A 19,053-nucleotide genomic window follows, 5' to 3' on the forward strand; every position below is an offset into this window, starting at 1 on the left:
CATGAGAATGCCCGTGCCGATGTAGCCCAACCGGTCGGTACGTCCGAATTGTGGGACTCAAGGGTGCTGACCGGTCCGGGGGCCTGGATCCAAGGCAGGGGCGCACAGTTGTGCGCACAATCGCAATACCGGCGGCGAGCTGCGGTTTCTCCTGCCGGGCCGCCCGGGGCCCGGCGGCAGGCCGGTGGGGGTGGGGTGCGGGGCGCGTAGTGTAGCAGGGGGTGTCCAGAGGTATGTGACCAGGCCCACAATCAGCGCTCCGAGGGGTGCTGGATACTTTCGGATATGAGCACCACGGAGCGTCCTCGCATTCTCATCGTCGGCGGTGGATACGTCGGCATGTATGCCGCGATGCGCATCCTCAAGAAGATGCGCTACGGGGAGGCGACCGTCACGGTCGTCGACCCGCGGTCCTACATGACGTATCTGCCCTTCCTTCCCGAGGCGGCGGCCGGCAGTGTCGCGCCTCGCAACCTCGTCGCACCCCTGCGCAGCACCCTGAAGGGCGCGGAGGTGTTGACGGGCCACGTCACCTCCGTTGACCAGGTGCGCAAGGTGGCGACCATCGCCCCGGCCGCGGGCGACTCGTACGAGCTGCCCTTCGACTACCTGGTCGTGGCGCTGGGCTCGGTCTCCCGCACCTTCCCGATCCCCGGTCTGGCCGAGCACGGCATCGGCATCAAGTCGGTCGAGGAGGCCATCAGCCTCCGCAACCACGTGATCGCCCAGCTGGACAAGGCCGACTCCACCACCGACGAGAAGGTGCGCAAGCAGGCGCTCACCTTCGTCTGCATCGGCGGCGGCTTCGCGGGCATCGAGACCATCGCGGAGCTGGAGGACATGGCGCGCGACGCCGCGAAGATCTACCACAACGTGAAGCGCGAGGACATGCGCTTCATCGTGGTGGAGGCGGCCAACCGCATCCTCCCCGAGATGGGCCCGGACCTCGGTCTGTGGACCAAGGAGAAGCTCGAAGAGCGCGGCATCGAGATCTACATCGAGACCTCGATGGACTCCTGCGTCGACAAGCACGTCGTCCTGAAGAACGGCGTCGAGGTGGACGCCTCCACCATCATCTGGACCGCGGGCGTCAAGCCCAACCCGGCGCTGGCCGACTTCGGCCTGCCGCTCGGCCCGCGCGGCCACGTCGACGCCGGCCCGACCCTGCAGGTCACCGGCTTCGACAACGTCTGGGCCGCGGGCGACAACGCCCAGGTGCCGGACCTGGCCGTCGGCGAGGGTGCCTGGTGCCCGCCCAACGCCCAGCACGCCGTCCGCCAGGCGCTGGTGCTCGGCGACAACGTGGTCTCCGGCATGCGGGGCTTCCCGCAGAAGGAGTACAAGCACGCCAACCTGGGTGCGGTGGCCGGTCTCGGGCTGCACAAGGGCGTGGCGATCCTCTTCGGCAAGTACAAGCTGAAGGGCCGTCCGGCCTGGTGGTTCCACCGCCTGTACCACGGCAGCCGGGTGCCGACCATGAACCGCAAGATCCGGGTCTTCGCCGACTGGACGCTGGCGATGTTCCTGAAGCGCGAGACCGTCTCCCTGGTGGAGATGGAGCGTCCCCGCGAGACCTTCGTCGAGGCGGCGGCCCCCGCCCCGAAGCCGGTCGCCCAGGCCAAGGCGCCCTCCGAGAAGGTCCCCGCCTGACCGTCCCCCATGCCCGGCAGCGTCGCCGGACCACACCCGTGGTGCTCATACCGGCACCGCTGCCGTAAGTGCCCCGGCCCAGATCGATCTGGGCCGGGGCACTGGCGTTCCCGGGGCGGACTCCCGGGGTCCGCGCTGACCGCCCGCCGGGTCAGTCGGCCGTAATGCTCTGCAGGACGTCCAGCCGGACCGCCGCCCAGGCCAGGAAGCTGCCGACGGCGATCCCCAGCACCGCGCCGAACGCCGCGATCACCACCGACTCCAGCGGACCATCCGCTTGACGCCGCGCCGTCCAGGCCGATCGCCCGCAGCATGCCGATCTCCCGCTTGCGCTCGAACACCGACATGGCCAGGGTGTTGACCACGCCCAGGAGGCTGCGTCGGTGCGCAGGGAGGTGGTCACGTGGACTGCAGGGAGGCGGAGGGGGAGGTCGCGGCCGGACGCCGCGCGCTCCCTCATCCTTGCGGCGCGATCACGCCGCGTAGTCGACCCGGCGGACGGTCGGGCCTCCTCCCTTGCGGCGAACGGCGCGTGGCCACCGGTCCTTCACAGGGATGAGCCGACCCTGACCGGCTCCCGGGGTACGTCCCCCGATCGTCAGTACCCGCTCCGCAGCGGTGCTCGACTTGCCAAACTGAGCCGACGATGCGTCAGAGTGCTGTGAAATGAGACAACTTCCCCACGGGTACGGGAGTATCGGGGGTGGTGGGCGGCTAGGCTCAGGGTGCGGACAGGCCCGGATGGTGGAATGCAGACACGGCGAGCTTAAACCTCGCTGGCCGCCAGGCCGTGCCGGTTCAAATCCGGCTCCGGGCACACGTGTTGCTACGAAGGTGGCATGGGCAGGTCATCCCGGTGACCTGCCGCTGCCCGGCAGTGGCACGTGGACGGCGGGCGCGGACGCGCCGCGGGGCCCCGGACCGGGCCCTGAACGGACCCTGACCGGAGCCCCGAGCAGGCCGGGGGCGAGCCCCGCTCCTGCGAACGGCCTTGCGGCCTCGTGCGGCCGTGGCGGTACGGCGGCTAGTCCTGCGACATGCGGGCGGCGGCCCGGCGGAGGTCGTGCTCGTGGACGATGGCCTTGGCGTAGCCGTACGAGATCCCGTAGGTCCCGCGCAGCCAGTCGATCTTCTCCTCGCAGCGGTGCAGGCTCGGGCCCTCGTCCACGGCCTGGAGCCAGGCGCTGAGTTCGCGCCCGGTCACCGCGGGGATGCGGGACAGCAGGTTCTGGTGGGTCTCGGCGGAGTACATGAGGGACACTGGGCGCCTCCAGGGGGTGGTTCTGCCGGAGGGGGCCGGGCGCGGGGCGGGGGAACAGCCGCCTGCCACCGGTCCCCTTGGACCGACTGTGCCGCAGTCGTCGGGCTGTGGCAACTGTCCGGGTAGCCACTTCCGTACCCGGGTCGGGTCCGCTTCATCCCTGGTGTCCGGATACGCTCGGCAGATGCCCGATCCCTCGCCCTTCCTTGCCGCAGCCGAGCGTCTCGCGGACCGTTTCCGCTCGATGCCGGAGAGCAGCCTCACCCGGCTCGCGCCGGTCGGCCTGGACCTCGCGCGGCGGCTGGCCGTCGCCGCCCAGCGGCTGGAGGGGCTGCCGGTGCGGGAGATGCCCGAGGCCGGGGTGTTCGTGGTGGGCGACCAGATCGCCCTGGCCGCACACGACCTGGCCGCCGCCGCGACCGCCCGCCCGGACGGCGACGGGGACGGCGGCGACGGCGCTGAGGACAGCGGGGGCGGCGAAGGCTCCGAGGCCGCGCGGGTGCTGGCGGAGGCGCTGGAGCTGGTGGCCGGGACCGCTCAGAGGCTGGCGACCACGCGGTCCGCGAGGATGTAGACGGTCTCGTCGTCGCCGAGGCCGAAGGTGAGCGCGTGGCCGCCCGGCAGCCGGGAGGAGCCCAGCAGGGTCACCTCGGCGCCCTCGGTGATCGCCTCGATGATCCGCCCGCCGGCCGCCCGGTCGCCGGGGGCGATGCACAGCGTGGTCTCGTCCTCGAACACGTAGACGTCCAGGGTGCCCATCGGGCCGGGGCGGACGTCCCGCAGCACGATGCCGACGTCCACCAGCTCCAGCAGCCGCAGATCGGTCCACTCCGGGGTGGCCACCGGCTGCGGCACGAAGCCGGGCACGGAGGGGTGGTGCGGGCGGCTCGGGCGCGGGATCGCGGTGGAGCCGGTCGCGGTCGGGGCGCTGCCGCCGCCGGTGCTGCTGCCGCTGCTGCCGCCGGTCGAGCCGCCGCCGGCCCCGGCCGTGCCGCCGTGGCCGCCGCGGGCCGGGTCGGTCTCGGAGATCAGGTCCTCCAGGGCGCTGCGCAGCGCGTCGGCGAACTCCGGGTCCATGGTGCCCTCGTCGTCGACGTAGCCGCGCGGGGCCGGCAGCAGCACCAGGTCGGCGCCCTCCAGCAGGCCCTCCAGACCGGCCTCGTCCTCCGGGGAGACGGCGTCCTCGGCGGCCCGGGCCTCCTGCTCGGCCCAGAACGCCCGCGCCTCGGCCATCTCCCGCTCCCGGTCCTCCGCCAGCGCGGTGGCGACGGCGTCGCGCACGGACGCGTCGAAACCACGGGTCAACGACCGGATCATGCGGACGGCGGTGAGCGCGCCGATCGCGGTCGCGGCGGCGAGGACGAACAGCAGTGAAGCGAGGACGACGAGGAGGACTGTCACGGGGCACCCCTAGCGAAGGGTCGAACTGCGGTCAGTCCCAACAGTGCCGCAGCCGGGCAGGGAGCGGGAGTGCCGAAGATGAGAGTCGTATGTGACGTACGACATTTCCGGAAATAGCTGACCGGAAAAATTCGACGCAGGGTGAGAGATTGATTACCCGGGGTCGATAAAAGGTACCGGAAGCCTAAAGAAAGAGGTTCGGGCCACGTGAGAAACGTGACCCGAACTTTACCCCCGTGCCGCTAGCCCAAACGTGTCACGGCTGCCTCTTTCGGCGCACCGGGACGGGCCGCCGGGCTCAGCTGAGCCGCTCGATGACCATGGCCATGCCCTGGCCGCCGCCGACGCACATGGTCTCCAGGCCGAACTGCTTGTCGTGCCACTGGAGCGAGTTGATCAGCGTGGTGGTGATCCGCGCGCCGGTCATGCCGAAGGGGTGGCCGACGGCGATACCGCCGCCGTTGACGTTCAGCCGGTCCAGGTCGATGCCCAGGTCCCGGTACGAGGGGATGACCTGCGCGGCGAACGCCTCGTTGATCTCGACCAGGTCGATGTCGCCGATGGACAGGCCCGCGCGGCGCAGCGCCTGCTTGGACGCCTCGACCGGCCCGTAGCCCATGATCTCCGGGGAGAGCCCGGACACGCCGGTGGAGACGATCCGCGCCAGCGGCGTCAGGCCCAGCTCCCGGGCCTTGGTGTCGGACATGACCACCAGCGCGGCGGCGCCGTCGTTCAGCGGGCAGCAGTTGCCCGCGTTGACGCTGCCGTCCGGGCGGAAGACCGGCTTGAGGCCGGAGACGGCCTCCAGGGTCACCCCGGCGCGCGGGCCGTCGTCCTTGCTGACGACGGTGCCGTCGGGGGTGGTCACCGGGGTGATCTCGCGGGCCCAGAAGCCGTCCGCGATGGCCTTCTCGGCGAGGTTCTGCGAGCGCACGCCGAACTCGTCCTGCTCCTGGCGGCTGATGCCCTTGAGCTTGGCCAGGTTCTCCGCGGTCTGGCCCATGGCGATGTAGACGTCCGGCACCAGCCCGCTCTGGCGCGGGTCCTCCCAGACCGGGGCGCCGGTCAGCGCCGCGGTGGCGGCGGTGCGCTCCTCGGCCGCGGCGAACAGCGGGTTCTTGGTGTCCGGCAGGCCGTCCGAGGAGCCCTTGACGCTGCGGGAGACGGTCTCCACGCCGGCCGAGATGAAGACGTCGCCCTCGCCCGCCTTGATCGCGTGCAGTGCCATCCGCGTGGTCTGCAGCGAGGAGGAGCAGTAGCGGGTGACGGTACAGCCCGGCAGGTGGTCCATGCCCAGCTGAACGGCGACGACCCGGCCCAGGTTGTAGCCCTGCTCGCCGCCGGGCAGGCCGCAGCCCAGCATCAGGTCGTCGATGTCGCGCGGGTCCAGCTCGGGGACCTTGGCCAGTGCCGCCTGGACGATGTGCGCGGTCAGGTCGTCCGGACGCACGTCCTTCAGCGACCCCTTGAACGCCCGGCCGATCGGCGAGCGGGCGGCACTGACGATGACGGCTTCGGGCATGAGGACTCCAGGTTCCAGGCGGGCGGGCGGACTTCCGGCCCAAATTACCCCTCGGTAGCTGCGGCGTCAGCGTCGGTGCTGTGTGAATTCCCCGACGTTGCCCCGGCCGCCCCGGTCGGCAGGGTGCGCCTGCGCCGGTTCTTCAGCAGTGCCCAGCGTCCGCGCGGCCCGGAGTCGGCGCCCAGCACCTCCGCCCCGGCCACCTCGGTGCCGCCGCGGCCGGCCGCCTGCGCGGCGGCCTGGGTCACCGGCAGCAGGCCCTCGCCGCGGAACGCGTCCGGGCGCTCCTCCTCCGGCCAGACGCCCAGCGCCGCGCACATCGACGGCAGCAGCGCCATGGCGGCGGTCTGGTAGCCCTGCGCGGAGGGGTGGTAGCGGTCCGCGGCGAACATCTCCGGCCGGTGGTCGAACTCCGGGCCCAGCAGCGCCCCCAGCGAGACGCTGCGGCCGCCGGACTCCACCACGGCGATGGTCTGCGCCGCCGCCAGCTGCCGGCTGGCCCGCCGGGCGACGGTCCGCAGCGGCGGCCGCACCGGCTGGATGGTGCCCAGGTCGGGGCAGGTGCCGACGATCACCTCGGCCCCGGCGGCGCGCAGCCGCCGTACCGTGTCGCCGAGCATCCGCACCGCGTCCGCCAGCTTGGTGCGCTTGGTGACGTCGTTGGCGCCGATCATGATCAGGGCGATGTCCAGCTCCGGCTCGGCCTCCAGGGCCTGCAGCAGCTGGCGTTCCAGGTCGTCCGAGGCGGCCCCGTTCACCGCCGCCACGGTCAGCCGGACCGGGCGCTCGGCCATCGCCGCGATGCCCCCGGCCAGCAGCGCGCCGGGGGTGTCCCGGCCGCGGTCGACGCCGAAGCCGGCCGCGGTGGAGTCGCCGAGCACCGCCATCCGCACCGGCGGCTCCTCGCCGCCGTCGAACTCGCGCCCGTACAGGCCGTCGGCGCGCGGGGGCTCGCCGTGCAGGGTGTTCAGCTGGATCTCGGCCAGCTTGGCCTCGGTCAGCAGCAGCCCGGCGAAGCCCACCCCGAGCAGTCCGATCCCGCCGCCGCCGTAGGCCGCCGCAGCGGCGATACGTCGTGCCACCCGTTCCCGCGACATGAGCGACCCCATTCTCCCGTCGCCTGCGGTCCCCCTCCCCGGCGGTGGCGCTGTCCGCTCCGGGGGCTCTGCGCTGCGACGCTGTCGTTACCGAGTCGTACCTACCCAGGGAGTCTGCCCCATTACGCTGATCCCCACGGAGGCGACAAACCGTGCGCCCCGTAGATTTCCGGCTAACCGCGGAGGAGACCCCGTGCGGTATCACGATTCGATCATCGACCTGGTCGGCAACACCCCTCTGGTACGACTCAACAAGGTCACCGAGGGAATCAGTGCCACCGTCCTGGCCAAGGTCGAGTACTTCAATCCCGGCGGGTCGGTGAAGGACCGCATCGCCATGCGGATGATCGAAGCGGCAGAGGCGTCGGGGGAGCTGAAGCCCGGCGGCACGATCGTCGAGCCGACCTCGGGCAACACCGGGGTGGGGCTGGCGATCGTCGCCCAGCAGAAGGGCTACCGCTGCATCTTCGTCTGCCCCGACAAGGTGTCCACCGACAAGATCAACGTGCTGCGGGCCTACGGCGCCGAGGTCGTGGTCTGCCCGACCGCCGTCGCCCCCGAGCACCCCGACTCGTACTACAACGTCAGCGACCGGCTGGTCCGGGAGACCCCGGGCGCCTGGAAGCCCGACCAGTACTCCAACCCGAACAACCCGGCCAGCCACTACGGCTCCACCGGGCCCGAGCTGTGGGAGCAGACGGACGGCCGGATCACCCACTTCGTGGCGGGCGTCGGCACCGGCGGCACCATCTCCGGCACCGGCCGCTACCTGAAGGACGCCTCGCAGGGCCGGGTGCAGGTCATCGGCGCCGACCCGGAGGGCTCCGTCTACTCCGGCGGCACCGGCCGCCCCTACCTGGTCGAGGGCGTCGGCGAGGACTTCTGGCCGACCGCCTACGACCGCGAGGTGGCCGACGAGATCGTCCCGGTCTCCGACAAGGACTCCTTCCAGATGACCCGCCGCCTGGCCAAGGAGGAGGGCCTGCTGGTCGGCGGCTCCTGCGGGATGGCCGTGGTCGCCGCGCTGCGGGTGGCCGAGCGGCTCGGCCCGGACGACGTGGTCGTGGTGCTGCTGCCGGACTCCGGCCGCGGCTACCTCTCCAAGATCTTCAACGACGACTGGATGCAGGACTACGGCTTCCTGGACGAGGGCGGCCCGGAGTCGGTCGCCGGGGACGTCCTGGCCCGCAAGGACGCCCTGGAGCACGAGGGCATCCCGCAGTTCGTCCACATGCACCCCAGCGAGTCGGTCGGCGAGGCGGTGCAGATCCTGCGCGAGTACGGCGTCTCGCAGCTGCCCGTGGTCTCGCCCGGCGCGGGCCACCCGGACGTCATGGCCGGTGAGGTCATCGGTTCCATCGTCGAGCGCGACCTGCTGGACGGCCTGTTCGCCAAGCGCTTCGAGCTCGGCGACCCGATCGAGGGCCACATGTCGGCGCCGCTGCCCGTCGTCGGCTCCGGCGAGTCCATCACCCGGCTGATGGCCGTCCTGGAGCGCGCCGACGCCGCCGTGGTGCTGGTCGACGGCAAGCCCCAGGGCATCGTGACCAGGCAGGACCTGCTGGCCTTCATGGCGCAGCACGGCGTGCACTGAGCCCGGCGGCGGTCGGCCGCGTGTGCCCGGAGTTCACAGACGGGCCGGTCATCGGTACGTCCACGACATGCACCGGCAGCACGCGGTTAACAACCGACCGTCATTGTGGTGTCAACGGCAAGAAGCCGAGCTTGGTGACAGCGGCGGACCGGAGCGGCTCCCGGACACCGCAGTCACCAACAGGACGCGTCGGACGGCCCTGACCCGGCCGGCCGCGTCCGCCCGCGGGGACCGCCGTCGTCCCGCCCCTGGGCCCCTGGCCCGGGGTGCGGCGGCCCCGTGGCACCAGGCTCCGCGTTCCCGGGTGGGGGAACATGGCGGAGACATCAGGGCCGGTCCTTCGCGGACCGGCCCTGCTGGTGTGTGTGGGGGCTGAGGCGCTGCGGCTGTGAAGCCCGCGCCGGGTACGCGCCGGGTGCGTCCGTCAGGAGGCGAAGCGGCGGGCGGCGCAGACCAGGCCCACGCCGACGATCAGCGAGCCCAGGCCGCTGACCGCGTACGGGACGGTGTCCACGCCGGTGTCGGCCAGCGACAGGCCGCTGCCGCTGCCGCCGCTGACGGTACCCGGAACGGTCCGTGCGCTCTGCGCGGCCGGGGCGGCCGCGGCGGAGGCCGGGCGCAGGTCGTGCCGCTCCGCCGTGCTGGTCGCGGCGGAGGCCATCGGCCCGAGCGTCAGGGCGATGACGGTGCCGATTCCGGCGGCGACAGCGGTGGTGGTGAGCGGACGGCGCGTGCCCAAAGGGGGCTCCCGGGAGGAAACTCGGTAGCGGTGTGGTTCCGCACGATGCTAATGAGCTTCGGCTGCGTTGGATAGGGTCGATCCATGACTAGTGAGACCAGCGAGCCGCGCTACATCCGGCTGCAGATCGAACTCATCGCCGAGATCGTCGATGAGAAGGCCCTGGCGGCAGCGGCCCTGGAGCAGGTGCGTGACGACGCGTTCCTCGAGGACGAGGAGCGGGCGGAGGCGATCGCGGCCATCGAGATCGACCCGGCCGGGTCCATCGCCCACTTCGTCGACCCGGTGGCGATGCTGTCGGGCATCCCCGGCGTCGACCTCGCCGAGGCCACCTGGGAGTCGCAGCCCGTGGACTACGACCCCGAGAACGAGGACTGGGACCTCTACGACGGAGAGGGCGAGCCGCAGCAGGACTGACCCATCGGCAGGACTCCCGCAGCACGACCGGCGCAGCAGGACTGACGCCCGCACAGGTTCAGGGGCGGTCCCGGCCATCGGGGCCGCCCTTCGCCGTCCCCGCCCGCCGGGGCCTGGTCGCGGCCGGTTTGCGGCCACCCGCCCCCTCCGGGTTAGCGTAACGAGGCAGAACGGGGCAGATTCAGGCAAAAATGTAACTGCCGGGCATGGATCAGCTGTGGGCACGGTTCGTCCGAGGGAGCGTTGAAGTGGTGGCTGAACAGCAGCAGAACGACGCCGACCCCGCGCCTTCCGCCGGGGGCGCCCCCGGGCGGCGCGCGGTGGTGGCCGGGATGGTGGCCGCACCGGTCGCCCTGGTGGCGGGGTGCAGCGGGGGATCGTCGCACCCCTCCGGGCCCCGGACGTCCGCGGCCGTCGTCACCGTCACCCCGGGCGCGGGCGAGCTGCAGGCCGACTTCACCCAGCCGGTCCGGGTCGCCGTCACCGGCGGGACGCTCACCTCGGTGACCGTCACCGACGGGGCCGGGCACCCGGTCGCCGGGCGGCTCGCCCCCGGCGGCACCGGCTGGACCAGCACCACCAGGCTCAGCTCCGGCACCGCCTACAAGGTCTCGGCGGTCGCCACCGACGCCGCCAAGGTCCGGGCGGTCAAGGAGGTCGCCTTCACCACCGCCAAGCCCGCCAAGACCTTCCTCGGCACCTACACCCCCGACAGCGGCACCACCGTGGGCGTCGGCATGCCGGTCTCGCTCACCTTCGACCAGCCGATCACCGATCAGGCGGCGGTGCAGAAGGCCATCACCGTCAGCTCCACGCCGCCGGTCGAGATCGTCGGCCACTGGTTCGGCGCCAACCGGCTCGACTTCCGCCCGCAGGAGTACTGGGCGCCCGGCACCCGGGTCACGGTCAGCCTGCGGCTGAAGGACGTCGAGGGCGCGAGGGGCGTTTTCGGCACCCAGTCCAAGGACGTCGCCTTCACTATCGGCCGCAGCCAGACCAGCGTCGCCGACCTCGCCGCCCACCGGCTCACCGTCACCCGCGACGGCGCGGTCACGCAGAGCTGGCCGATCTCCGGCGGCAGCCCGCTGCACACCACCTGGTCCGGCAAGATGGTGATCTCGGAGAAGCTGCTGCAGACCCGGATGAACTCCGAGACCGTCAACCTCGGCGGGGAGTACGACATCGCGGACGTCCCGCACGCCCAGCGGCTCACCACCTCCGGCACCTTCGTCCACGGCAACTACTGGTCCGGCGAGGACGTCTTCGGCAGCGAGAACACCAGCCACGGCTGCGTCGGCATGCACGACGCCCAGGGCGCGGACGACCCGGACACCCCGGCCGCGCAGTTCTACAACACCTCCATCACCGGCGACGTGGTCGAAGTGGTCAACTCCGGCGACCAGACCGTCAGCCCGTCGAACGGGCTCAACGGCTGGAACATGGACTGGGCCAGCTGGAAGGCCGGCAGCGCGGTGTGACGCCTACTGGTCGGGCAGGTTCAGGTTGATCCGCACCATGGCCAGGTCCGTGGCCAGCGTGGGCGAGTCCAGGGCGGCGGCCTGCGAGGTCCACTGGTCCTGCGAGGACGCCTGCGCCAGCCGGTCCGCCTGCGCGGCTTGGGCCAGGTCGTCCTTGGCCAGGTTCGCCGCCTCCCGGTCCACGAAGACCCCGCCGAAGTTCTGGCCGGCCAGCGCCCGCGCCTCGGTCCGGTCCGCCTGGGCGAGCTGCGTGGCCAGCGGCAGCGTCGTCCGCCACTGGCTGGGGATGGCGTCCACGACCTCGCGCCGCAGCACCGTCGTCTGCCGGGTGGTCCTCAGGTACGAGGTCTGCAGCATGGTGTACGAGCCGGGCTTCTGCATCAGATCCCCGGTGAGCTGCAGCAGCTTGTAGGGGGCGATGAGCGTGCAGGTGCCCTGCGGGATGCCGTTCTGCCAGTCCGACTGGTCCGGGTAGTAGTAGTACAGGGCGGCGGTCCCGTTGAGCCCGGTCGGGTCGGTGAACTGCCGCCCCATCGCCGCGATGCACGCCTCCCGGGTCTGCTCCCGGTCCGCGTCCAGCCCGGTGTAGGGGCCTTCGACGGGCACCTGCGCGAACGCCTGCCGGTCGTGCGGCCGGGAGCAGGGGACCACGGTCACGTACCCGTCGAAGCCCTTGGCGGGCAGGTCGAAGCAGTCCCCGGCACTGAGCGAACCCAGCGGCTGCTGGCCGTTGCCGCCGACGCTGATCGGCCCGGACGCGGTGGTGGCGTGGACACTGGCGTACGCCAGGCCGAGCAGGATCGCGCCGACGCCGAGCACGGCCCACAGCCCGGACAGCACCAGCCCGGCGATGGCCAGCCCCTTGCCGCGCTGCCGGGTGCGGCCGATCCGCACCAGCGCGACGATGCCCAGCACCACGCTCACCGGGACGACGCCCAGCAACCCGAGCACGAACGCGGCGATCGCCTGCCCGTTGGTCGGGCTGACGGGCGGCGGCGGGAAGCCCGGCTGCGCCCACCCGTACCCGGGCGGCGGCGCCCACGGCCCGCCCTGCGGCCCGGGCCCCGGATACGGGCCCGGATACGGGCCGGGGTACGGCGGTGCGGCGTACGGGCCCGGGGGCGGACCCGGCTGCGGGCCCTGGTAAGGACCGGCGTACGGGCTCGGCTGCACGCCCGGCTGCGGCGGGGCCCACGGGTCGCGGACAGCCGCCTCGGGAGCCGCCGGGGCCTCGGGAGTCCTGCCCAGCTCGACCTCCCCCGCGTCCGCTGCCTCCGGCGCTTCCGGCGCTTCCGGTGCTTGTGGGGATGTTGCTGAGTCAGGTGATTCCGGTGACGGCGGCGGTGTGCCCATGTGGTGTCCCTCCCGATAAGCCGCGAGATTATCGGATCGTCACAGGAGCGATGGCCCCGGGGATGAGCGGGGACGAGCGGGGGACGATGCCATGGCCCCGTCCCGATCCGGGCGCGACAATGGCGCCCATGGGCCAGACATATGAACTCATCAACGACCGGCTGCGTTCGTTCATCGAGGATCAGCCCGTCTTCTTCGTCGCCACGGCGCCGCTCTCCCCGGACGGCCGGGTCAACCTCTCGCCGAAGGGCCGCTCCGGCTCGCTCGTCGTCCTGGACGAACTCACGCTCGCCTACCTGGACTTCGGCGGCAGCCATGCCGAGACCGTCGCCCACCTGCGCGAGAACGGCCGCATCACGCTGATGTGGTGCGCCTTCAGCGGCCCGCCGAAGATCCTGCGGGTGCACGGCCACGGCGAGCCCGTCTTCCGCGACGATCCCCGCTTCGCCGACCTGGTCGCCCGCTTCGGCGACGCCGACGGGCCGGGGCTGCGCGCCGTCGTCCTGGTCCGCGCCGAGCAGGTCAGCGACAGCTGCGGCTACGCCGTCCCGCTGATGGACTACCAGCAGGAGCGCGACACCCACCACCAGTTCCTCGCCCGCAAGACCGACGAGGAGTTCGCCGCGTACTGCGCCGGCAAGCCGTTCAACCCGGTCAGCATCGACGGCCTGCCCGCCGTCCCGCTGCCGCTGCCGTCCCGCCCGTGAGACCGTCCCGTCCGTGAACCGCCCCTGGACGTACCCGAAGCAAAGGCCGACAATCACCACCATGACGACGCCAGAGCCCCTCACCGACGTTGCGCGGCTGTCCGACGCGGAACGGGACCAGGCGATCGAGCTGCTGCGCGACCACTCCGTCCAGGGGCGGCTGTCGCACGAGACCTTCCTGCGCCGGATCGACCTGGTGCTGCACGCGCGGGGCCGGTCCGAGCTCGACGCCGTCACCGCCGACCTGCCCGAACGCAGCGGCCTCGCCCGGCTGCTGGTCGGCTCGGTCCGGGCGCTCTCCAGCCTCGGACTGCGGCTGCAGAACGCCTGGCAGCACCCGCGCCTGCCGTCCATCACGCTCCCGGCCACGGACTCCGCGCCGCTGCGCATAGGCCGCCTGGAGGGCTGCGACCTGCGGCTCAGCCACACGTCCGTCTCCCGCGTGCACGCCGAGCTGCTCCGCGAGCCCGGCGACCGCTGGCTGCTGCGCGACCTGGGCTCCACCAACGGCACCCAGGTGAACGGCTCCCGCATCATCGGCACGGTCGCCGTCCGCCCCGGCGACCGGGTCGCCTTCGGCGGTGCGGTCTACCGCCTCGCCGCCCGCTGACAGCCGGTCAGGGGCACGGCCGGACTACGGGGTCAGGGCTTGCGGGCGACCACGCCGTAGATCGGCAGCCGGGCGTCCTCCGGGGTGGTCGGCGCCTGCGGGTGCCACAGCGGGGCGGTGACGATGCCCGGCGGCAACGGCTCCAGGCCGTCCAGGAACCGGCTCACCTCGGCGCGGCTCCGACCGGTCACCGGGGCGCTGGACTTGGCGTAGGCGGCGACCGCCCGCTCCCCGGCGTCCTGGTCGATGAAGTCGCCGGTGCCGTGGGTCAGCACCAGGTGGCTGCCGGGCGCGAGGGCGTCCAGGAGTTCGGCGACGATCGCGTATGGCTCGTCGCTGTCGGGCACGAAGTGCAGGATGCCGACCAGCAGCAGCGCGACCGGGCGGCCGAAGTCCAGCAGCGCGCGGACGTCCGGGGCGGCCAGGATCGCTCCGGGCTCGCGCAGGTCCGCCTGCAGCACCCGGGTCTCGCCATGGCCGGGCCCGGCCATCAGCGCCCGCGCATGGGCCAGCACCACCGGATCGTTGTCCACGTACATCACCCGGGCGCGCGGGTCGACGCTCTGCGCGATCTCATGGGTGTTGCCCGCCGAGGGAATCCCGGTGCCGATGTCCAGGAACTGGTCCACGCCCTCGGACGCCAGGTACCGCACCGCCCGCTGCAGGAAGGCCCGATTGGCCCGGGCGGCCCGGCGCATCGCCGGATCGGCCGCCACCAGCCGTTCGCCCGCCGCACGGTCGGACGGAAAATGGTCCTTTCCGCCGAGCAGCCAGTCGTATATACGCGCCGGGTGCGGAATCTCCGGCCGCAGCTCGGTGGGGGCCTGGAAGTCCTTCGAGGCTCGGTTCAGCCAGTCCTCTGCCTGGGACACTCCGGGCACCTCCACAGCTCCACGACCGCGACCGCACGAAGCCTAGCCCGTCCCCCGCAACCCCGACCGCCGACCACCCAACTCCACCGCCCACCAACGGTGTTCGGGGAGCGTCAGCCGGATTCCGGCAGCGCCGCCGCGGGCGCCGCGACGCCTGCCCGGCGCGGCCCGGTCCGGGCGTCCGCCCAGGCGGTCACCCGCCGCCCCAGCCGCTGGCCGGGCAGCTCCACCAGCCGGTGCGCGGCGTAGGCGGTGGCCAGCACCAGCGCGGCGTACAGCGTGCCGTGGGCCAGCTCGTGCAGCGGCCCGGCCATCCGCAGATGCTCCCGATTCCAGGCCCACTCCATGCAGATGTACAGCGGCAGGTGCACCAGATAGACGGCGTAGCTGATCGAGCCCAGCCAGCTGAGGAACCGGGGAAAGCGCCGCCGGCGCATCAGCAGACCGAAGCCGAACAGCAGCCAGGCCCCGGCGATGGCGCCGCAGTAGCCGCTCACCCCGGTCCAGGTGGTGGTGTAGAACCGGCCGTCGTACATCGCGCCGGAGACCAGACCCGCCGTCAGCACCAGCGCGCAGCAGAGCACGGCGGTCCACCGCCTGATCTGCCCGTGCTCGGCGCGGTAGATCACGGTTCCGGCGAACATGGTCGCCAGGATCATCATCGAGTCGAAGCCGGTGATGCCGCTGTTCAGCGAGACCAGCACCAGACCGGTCAGGCCCAGCGTCAGCGCGCCCAGCCTGGCTGCCCGCCCGCCCGCCATCACGCAGGCCAGGGCGGCGGCCAGCACCAGCAGCACCACCGCCAGCACCGTCCGGGTGTCCGCCGGACCGTCGCTGAGCATCCTGGTCGGCACGGCCGCACCGGCGACCACCGCCAGCACGGCGAAGGCCAGGGAGATGGGCGCGCTGCGCCGGTGCCGGCCCAGCGCGAACAGCGCCGAGACCAGGAAGTAGAAGACCATCTCGTAGGAGAGCGTCCAGGAGACCTGCAGGCCGTTGCCGGTGCCGAGCAGCTCGGACAGCAGCACGCTGTTGCCCGCCGCGGTCTGCAGCGGATGGCTGAACCAGCCGCCGCTCACCACGCCCAGCCGTTGCGGGACCAGCAGACCGAGCGCCAGCACCGTCAGGAACACCGGGTAGATCCGGAATCCGCGCCCGATCCAGAAGGCGCGCAGATCACCCTTGCGCTCCAGAGATGCGGGCACGATATATCCGCTGACCAAGAAGAATAGATAGACGCCAAACGTTCCCGCATCGCAGATGCCGGAAGTGGCCTGGTAGAGCGCGGGCACGAGCACCGCCCCGGTGTGCCGGAACACCACGGCGAGGGCCGCGAACCCGCGCAGCGCATCCAGCCACCCCAGCCGGGCGGCGGCGCGCGGTGCGCTCACCGTGGTCGCACGAGTGCTCTTACCCACCCGCACGTCTTCTAGTTGCGCACTTACCTGAGTCACCCGAGGAGACTACTGTCCCGGCCTCTGCTGCAACAAAAGTCGCTCACGGTGACCAGATCGACGGCTGTCGATCCCGCAGTGTCGCCGAGCGCCCAGCGGTGGACGTAAGGCGCGGCTCAAGCTCTCTTACCTGCACGGGCGAGGGGCTGAGCCCCTGCCGCCACCCCTCCGCCCCCGGTCCGGTGCGCCGGGCCCACCGGCGTCCGCCCCCTGGTGTCGCTGTCCGTGACCAATGCTTGATTTGATCACGGTGCATTCCAGGGCATGGCCGACTGCGGAATCACCCGACGTCCGTGATATTCCCCACGGTGGGGATGCGCGCTGGTGCGTTGCGTCGGGCGATCCCGAGGAAAGGGAATGCCATGGACGAGGACGTCGGCCGTCCACGGATGGTTGCACGACCCGTGGCTTTCGGGTGCGCCGGACGCCATGGCACGGCGGGCGTCCCATGACGTGACGTCAGTTCCGGCCTCCGGCGGCGCTACCGCGTACGCGCCCCGGTCGGCGGCTCCCAGCCGTGCGCCAGGATGGCGAAGACGGCCTCGACGGCGGCCCGGCGGTCCGGTCGGCTGCGGGCGATGCCGGGGATGTCGAGGACGAACCGGGCGAGGGCCGCGCAGGCGAGGTCGTCGTGGTCCACGCCGAGTTCGTCGGCGAGGGCCGCGCTGAGGGCGTCGGTGTGCCGGGTCCACATGCGCTCGGCGTACGCGCGCAGCACCGGAGTGGACTCCACCAGGCTGGTGAAGCCGGCCGCCTGCGGGTGCTCCACGACCGGCAGCCAGGTGTCGAGGACGTGCCGGCGCAGGGCGTCGAGGATGCCCTGACCGGCGGGCCGCTGCCGCACCGCGGCGATCAGCTCCGACTCGCGGTCCTCGTCCTGGTCGAAGACCAGCGCCTCCTTGCCGGTGAAGTGCTTGAACACCGTGGCGGTGGAGACGTCGGCCGCGTCGGCGATGTCCCGGATGCTCACCTGGTCGTAGCCGCGCTCCAGGAAGAGCTGGAGTGCGGCGCCAGCGATCGCCTGCCGGGTGGCGGCCTTCTTGCGCTCGCGGCGGCTGACGGGGGGCACGGTCATGGCTTGAGCATATCCGACAGTCGAACCTCTCAATAAGTTGACTCGTTGCACTTTTCTACTCGGTCTGTTTTTATGGGAGTGGCAGGCGCCGAGCGGATCCGCCCGGTGCCCCCTCCTCCTCCTCCTCCTCGCCTGAGCCCCACGAAGGGAACCACCATGAACTCCCCAGCCCCCACCCGTGCCCGCATCAGCATCGTCGGAGCCGGACCCGGCGGCCTCACCTGCGCCCGGATCCTCCAGCAGCGCGGCCTCGCGGTCACCGTGTACGACCGTGAGCCGGGCCCCGACTCCCGCAACCAGGGCGGCACCCTCGACCTGCACGCCGACAACGGCCAGATCGCCCTGCGCGAGGCCGGCCTGCTCGACGCGTTCTTCGAACTGGCCCGCCCCGAAGGCCAGGAGATGCGCCAGCTGGACTCCGCCGGCACGCTGACGTTCCACAAGGTCCCCGAGCCCGACGAGCGCTTCAAGCCGGAGATCGACCGCGGCCTGCTGCGTACCCTGCTGCTGGACTCGCTGCAGCCGGGAACCGTCCACTGGGGCCGCGCCCTCGAGCGGGTCAGCGGACCCGTCGACGGGCCGCGCCACCTGCACTTCGCCGACGGCACCACCGTCGAGACCGATCTGGTCATCGGCGCCGACGGCGCCTTCTCCCGGGTGCGCCCGGCCATCTCCGCCGCCCGCCCCGCGCACACCGGGGTGAGCTTCCTGGAGGCGCGGTTCTCCGACGTCGACAAGCGGCACCCCGACATCGCCGACCTGGTCGACCAGGGCAGCGCCGCCGCGGCCGACGGCGACCGGGGCCTGTTCGCCCAGCGCAACAGCGGGAACCACATCCGCGTCTACATCATCCGGCGCGTCCCGGCCGACTGGCTCGGCAGGCGCGGCCTGACCATCGCCGACACCCAGGACATCCGTGCCGTCCTGCGGGACGAGTACGCCCACTGGTCACCGCGCCTGCGCCGGATGATCACCGACAACGAGGGCCCCTACATCGACCGCCCGATCTTCGCCCTCCCGGTCCCGCACACCTGGGAGCCCGACCCGACGGTGACCCTGCTCGGCGACGCCGCCCACCTCATGCCGCCGCTCGGCGTCGGCGTCAACCTCGCCATGCTCGACGCCTGCGAGCTCGCCCTCGCCCTGGCCGGCGCCGCCACCGTCGCCGACGGCGTCCGCGCCTACGAGCAGACCATGCTTCCCCGCTCCACCGAGACCGCCAAGATCCTCGAGGGCGGCGCCGAACACCTGCTCTCCGCCGACGTCCCCGACTTCGACGCGGACAACGTCGCTCCCCGGCAGTAGGACTGACGGACTGCGGGCTACTGCGCGAGCAGCGCGGCGATCCGCACGGCGGTCTTCTCCCCGGCCCGCTGCTTGATCAGGCCCTCCTTGGCGGCAGCGCGCAGCAGCAGGCCGGTGGTCTGCGCCCCCGTGCTCCGCAGCACCGCCGTCACCAGCACCGGGTTCAGGCCGCCCATCCCGGCGCCCACGAGGAAACGTATCGTCCGCGGATCCGCGTCGGGGTCCGGATCCACCGGCTCGGCGACCGGGCTGCCCGCCGTGAGCAGCACGCGGTACACCTGCGCCACCGCGCCCCGCAGGGCCGACGGCAGCTGGAGTTCGATCTCGTGGACGTTCTTCTTCAGCCGCTTGGCCGCGAACTGCGCCCCGTGCCGACCGAGCCCCCCGCTCAGCGAGCCGATGGCCTCGACCAGTATCTCGTCCTCACTCAGCAACGCACGCCTCCAGCAGGTCAGTTCGAAGGGCGGCCGCCGGCCCGTGGACAGCGGCGCGATCACCCCCGGGCCCGCACTCTACGG

Annotated in this window: 18 protein-coding genes, 1 tRNA gene and 1 pseudogene; 9 read left to right on the forward strand and 11 right to left on the reverse strand. The window is 72.1% G+C overall.

Annotation, left to right across the window (positions count from 1 at the left end):
- The first annotated feature begins 285 nt into the window (after nucleotides 1-285).
- A complete protein-coding gene (locus tag GXW83_RS04215) occupies nucleotides 286-1,650 on the forward strand; it encodes an NAD(P)/FAD-dependent oxidoreductase (protein WP_182441557.1) in 1,365 nt (454 codons plus the stop codon).
- Nucleotides 1,651-1,840: 190 nt separating this feature from the next.
- Here the strand turns inward: GXW83_RS04215 and GXW83_RS04220 are convergent.
- Nucleotides 1,841-2,027 (reverse strand): annotated as a pseudogene (locus tag GXW83_RS04220) (FtsX-like permease family protein); the annotation flags it as partial.
- A 358-nt stretch (nucleotides 2,028-2,385) separates the two neighbouring features.
- Here GXW83_RS04220 and GXW83_RS04225 point away from each other — a divergent pair.
- Nucleotides 2,386-2,467 (forward strand) — tRNA-Leu (locus tag GXW83_RS04225).
- Between the two features lie 207 nt (nucleotides 2,468-2,674).
- Here the strand turns inward: GXW83_RS04225 and GXW83_RS04230 are convergent.
- A complete protein-coding gene (locus GXW83_RS04230) occupies nucleotides 2,675-2,902 on the reverse strand; it encodes a DUF4287 domain-containing protein (RefSeq protein ID WP_370466856.1) in 228 nt (75 codons plus the stop codon).
- A 193-nt stretch (nucleotides 2,903-3,095) separates the two neighbouring features.
- Here GXW83_RS04230 and GXW83_RS04235 point away from each other — a divergent pair, with 193 nt between their 5' ends.
- A complete protein-coding gene (locus GXW83_RS04235) occupies nucleotides 3,096-3,485 on the forward strand; it encodes a hypothetical protein (RefSeq protein ID WP_182441559.1) in 390 nt (129 codons plus the stop codon).
- On the opposite strand, the gene GXW83_RS04240 is transcribed toward GXW83_RS04235, so the two are convergent.
- From GXW83_RS04240 to GXW83_RS04250, 3 genes are all read right to left on the reverse strand, one after another.
- Entirely contained in the window at nucleotides 3,449-4,312 is an 864-nt protein-coding gene (locus GXW83_RS04240; RefSeq protein ID WP_182441560.1) for a hypothetical protein, read from the reverse strand. The genes GXW83_RS04235 and GXW83_RS04240 overlap by 37 nt on opposite strands.
- 298 nt (nucleotides 4,313-4,610) lie before the next feature.
- Nucleotides 4,611-5,834: an acetyl-CoA C-acetyltransferase gene (locus GXW83_RS04245; RefSeq protein WP_182441561.1), complete on the reverse strand. Its 1,224-nt coding sequence runs from the start codon at nucleotides 5,832-5,834 to the stop codon at nucleotides 4,611-4,613.
- A 44-nt stretch (nucleotides 5,835-5,878) separates the two neighbouring features.
- On the reverse strand, nucleotides 5,879-6,931 hold the full coding sequence (locus tag GXW83_RS04250; protein WP_225446749.1) for an SGNH/GDSL hydrolase family protein: 1,053 nt from the start codon (nucleotides 6,929-6,931) through the stop codon (nucleotides 5,879-5,881).
- Nucleotides 6,932-7,124: 193 nt separating this feature from the next.
- Between GXW83_RS04250 and GXW83_RS04255 the strand changes: the two genes are divergently transcribed.
- Complete coding sequence (locus GXW83_RS04255) at nucleotides 7,125-8,525, forward strand: cystathionine beta-synthase (protein WP_182441563.1); 1,401 nt, start codon at nucleotides 7,125-7,127, stop codon at nucleotides 8,523-8,525.
- Nucleotides 8,526-8,949: 424 nt separating this feature from the next.
- Here the strand turns inward: GXW83_RS04255 and GXW83_RS04260 are convergent, their stop codons facing one another.
- On the reverse strand, nucleotides 8,950-9,264 hold the full coding sequence (locus GXW83_RS04260) for a hypothetical protein (RefSeq protein WP_182441564.1): 315 nt from the start codon (nucleotides 9,262-9,264) through the stop codon (nucleotides 8,950-8,952).
- 84 nt (nucleotides 9,265-9,348) lie between these two features.
- Here GXW83_RS04260 and GXW83_RS04265 point away from each other — a divergent pair, with 84 nt between their 5' ends.
- Nucleotides 9,349-9,681, forward strand: a complete 333-nt coding sequence (locus GXW83_RS04265; protein WP_182441565.1) for a hypothetical protein — start codon at nucleotides 9,349-9,351, stop codon at nucleotides 9,679-9,681.
- Between the two features lie 251 nt (nucleotides 9,682-9,932).
- A complete protein-coding gene (locus GXW83_RS04270; RefSeq protein WP_225446750.1) occupies nucleotides 9,933-11,159 on the forward strand; it encodes an Ig-like domain-containing protein in 1,227 nt (408 codons plus the stop codon).
- Nucleotides 11,160-11,162: 3 nt separating this feature from the next.
- Here the strand turns inward: GXW83_RS04270 and GXW83_RS04275 are convergent, their stop codons facing one another.
- On the reverse strand, nucleotides 11,163-12,332 hold the full coding sequence (locus GXW83_RS04275; RefSeq protein ID WP_182441566.1) for a DUF4190 domain-containing protein: 1,170 nt from the start codon (nucleotides 12,330-12,332) through the stop codon (nucleotides 11,163-11,165).
- Between the two features lie 308 nt (nucleotides 12,333-12,640).
- Between GXW83_RS04275 and GXW83_RS04280 the strand changes: the two genes are divergently transcribed.
- Nucleotides 12,641-13,219: a pyridoxamine 5'-phosphate oxidase family protein gene (locus tag GXW83_RS04280; RefSeq protein ID WP_182441567.1), complete on the forward strand. Its 579-nt coding sequence runs from the start codon at nucleotides 12,641-12,643 to the stop codon at nucleotides 13,217-13,219.
- Nucleotides 13,220-13,280: 61 nt separating this feature from the next.
- The gene (locus GXW83_RS04285) at nucleotides 13,281-13,829 is read left to right on the forward strand and encodes a DUF1707 and FHA domain-containing protein (RefSeq protein ID WP_182441568.1); all 549 of its coding nucleotides are present in this window, start codon (nucleotides 13,281-13,283) and stop codon (nucleotides 13,827-13,829) included.
- A 32-nt stretch (nucleotides 13,830-13,861) separates the two neighbouring features.
- On the opposite strand, the gene GXW83_RS04290 is transcribed toward GXW83_RS04285, so the two are convergent.
- The 3 genes from GXW83_RS04290 to GXW83_RS04300 form a co-directional block, all read right to left on the reverse strand.
- Entirely contained in the window at nucleotides 13,862-14,701 is an 840-nt protein-coding gene (locus tag GXW83_RS04290) for an SAM-dependent methyltransferase (RefSeq protein WP_182441569.1), read from the reverse strand.
- Nucleotides 14,702-14,814: 113 nt separating this feature from the next.
- Nucleotides 14,815-16,119, reverse strand: a complete 1,305-nt coding sequence (locus GXW83_RS04295) for an acyltransferase (RefSeq protein WP_182441570.1) — start codon at nucleotides 16,117-16,119, stop codon at nucleotides 14,815-14,817.
- 517 nt (nucleotides 16,120-16,636) lie between these two features.
- Nucleotides 16,637-17,230, reverse strand: coding sequence for a TetR/AcrR family transcriptional regulator (locus GXW83_RS04300; protein WP_182441571.1), 594 nt, complete (start codon nucleotides 17,228-17,230; stop codon nucleotides 16,637-16,639).
- Between the two features lie 156 nt (nucleotides 17,231-17,386).
- Between GXW83_RS04300 and GXW83_RS04305 the strand changes: the two genes are divergently transcribed.
- The gene (locus tag GXW83_RS04305) at nucleotides 17,387-18,535 is read left to right on the forward strand and encodes an NAD(P)/FAD-dependent oxidoreductase (RefSeq protein WP_182441572.1); all 1,149 of its coding nucleotides are present in this window, start codon (nucleotides 17,387-17,389) and stop codon (nucleotides 18,533-18,535) included.
- A gap of 17 nt (nucleotides 18,536-18,552) precedes the next feature.
- Here GXW83_RS04305 and GXW83_RS04310 read toward each other — a convergent pair whose 3' ends face one another.
- Entirely contained in the window at nucleotides 18,553-18,969 is a 417-nt protein-coding gene (locus tag GXW83_RS04310) for a hypothetical protein (RefSeq protein ID WP_182441573.1), read from the reverse strand.
- Between the last annotated feature and the right edge of the window lie 84 nt (nucleotides 18,970-19,053).

The organism is Streptacidiphilus sp. PB12-B1b (genome assembly GCF_014084125.1).
Classification (GTDB): Bacteria; Actinomycetota; Actinomycetes; order Streptomycetales; family Streptomycetaceae; genus Streptacidiphilus.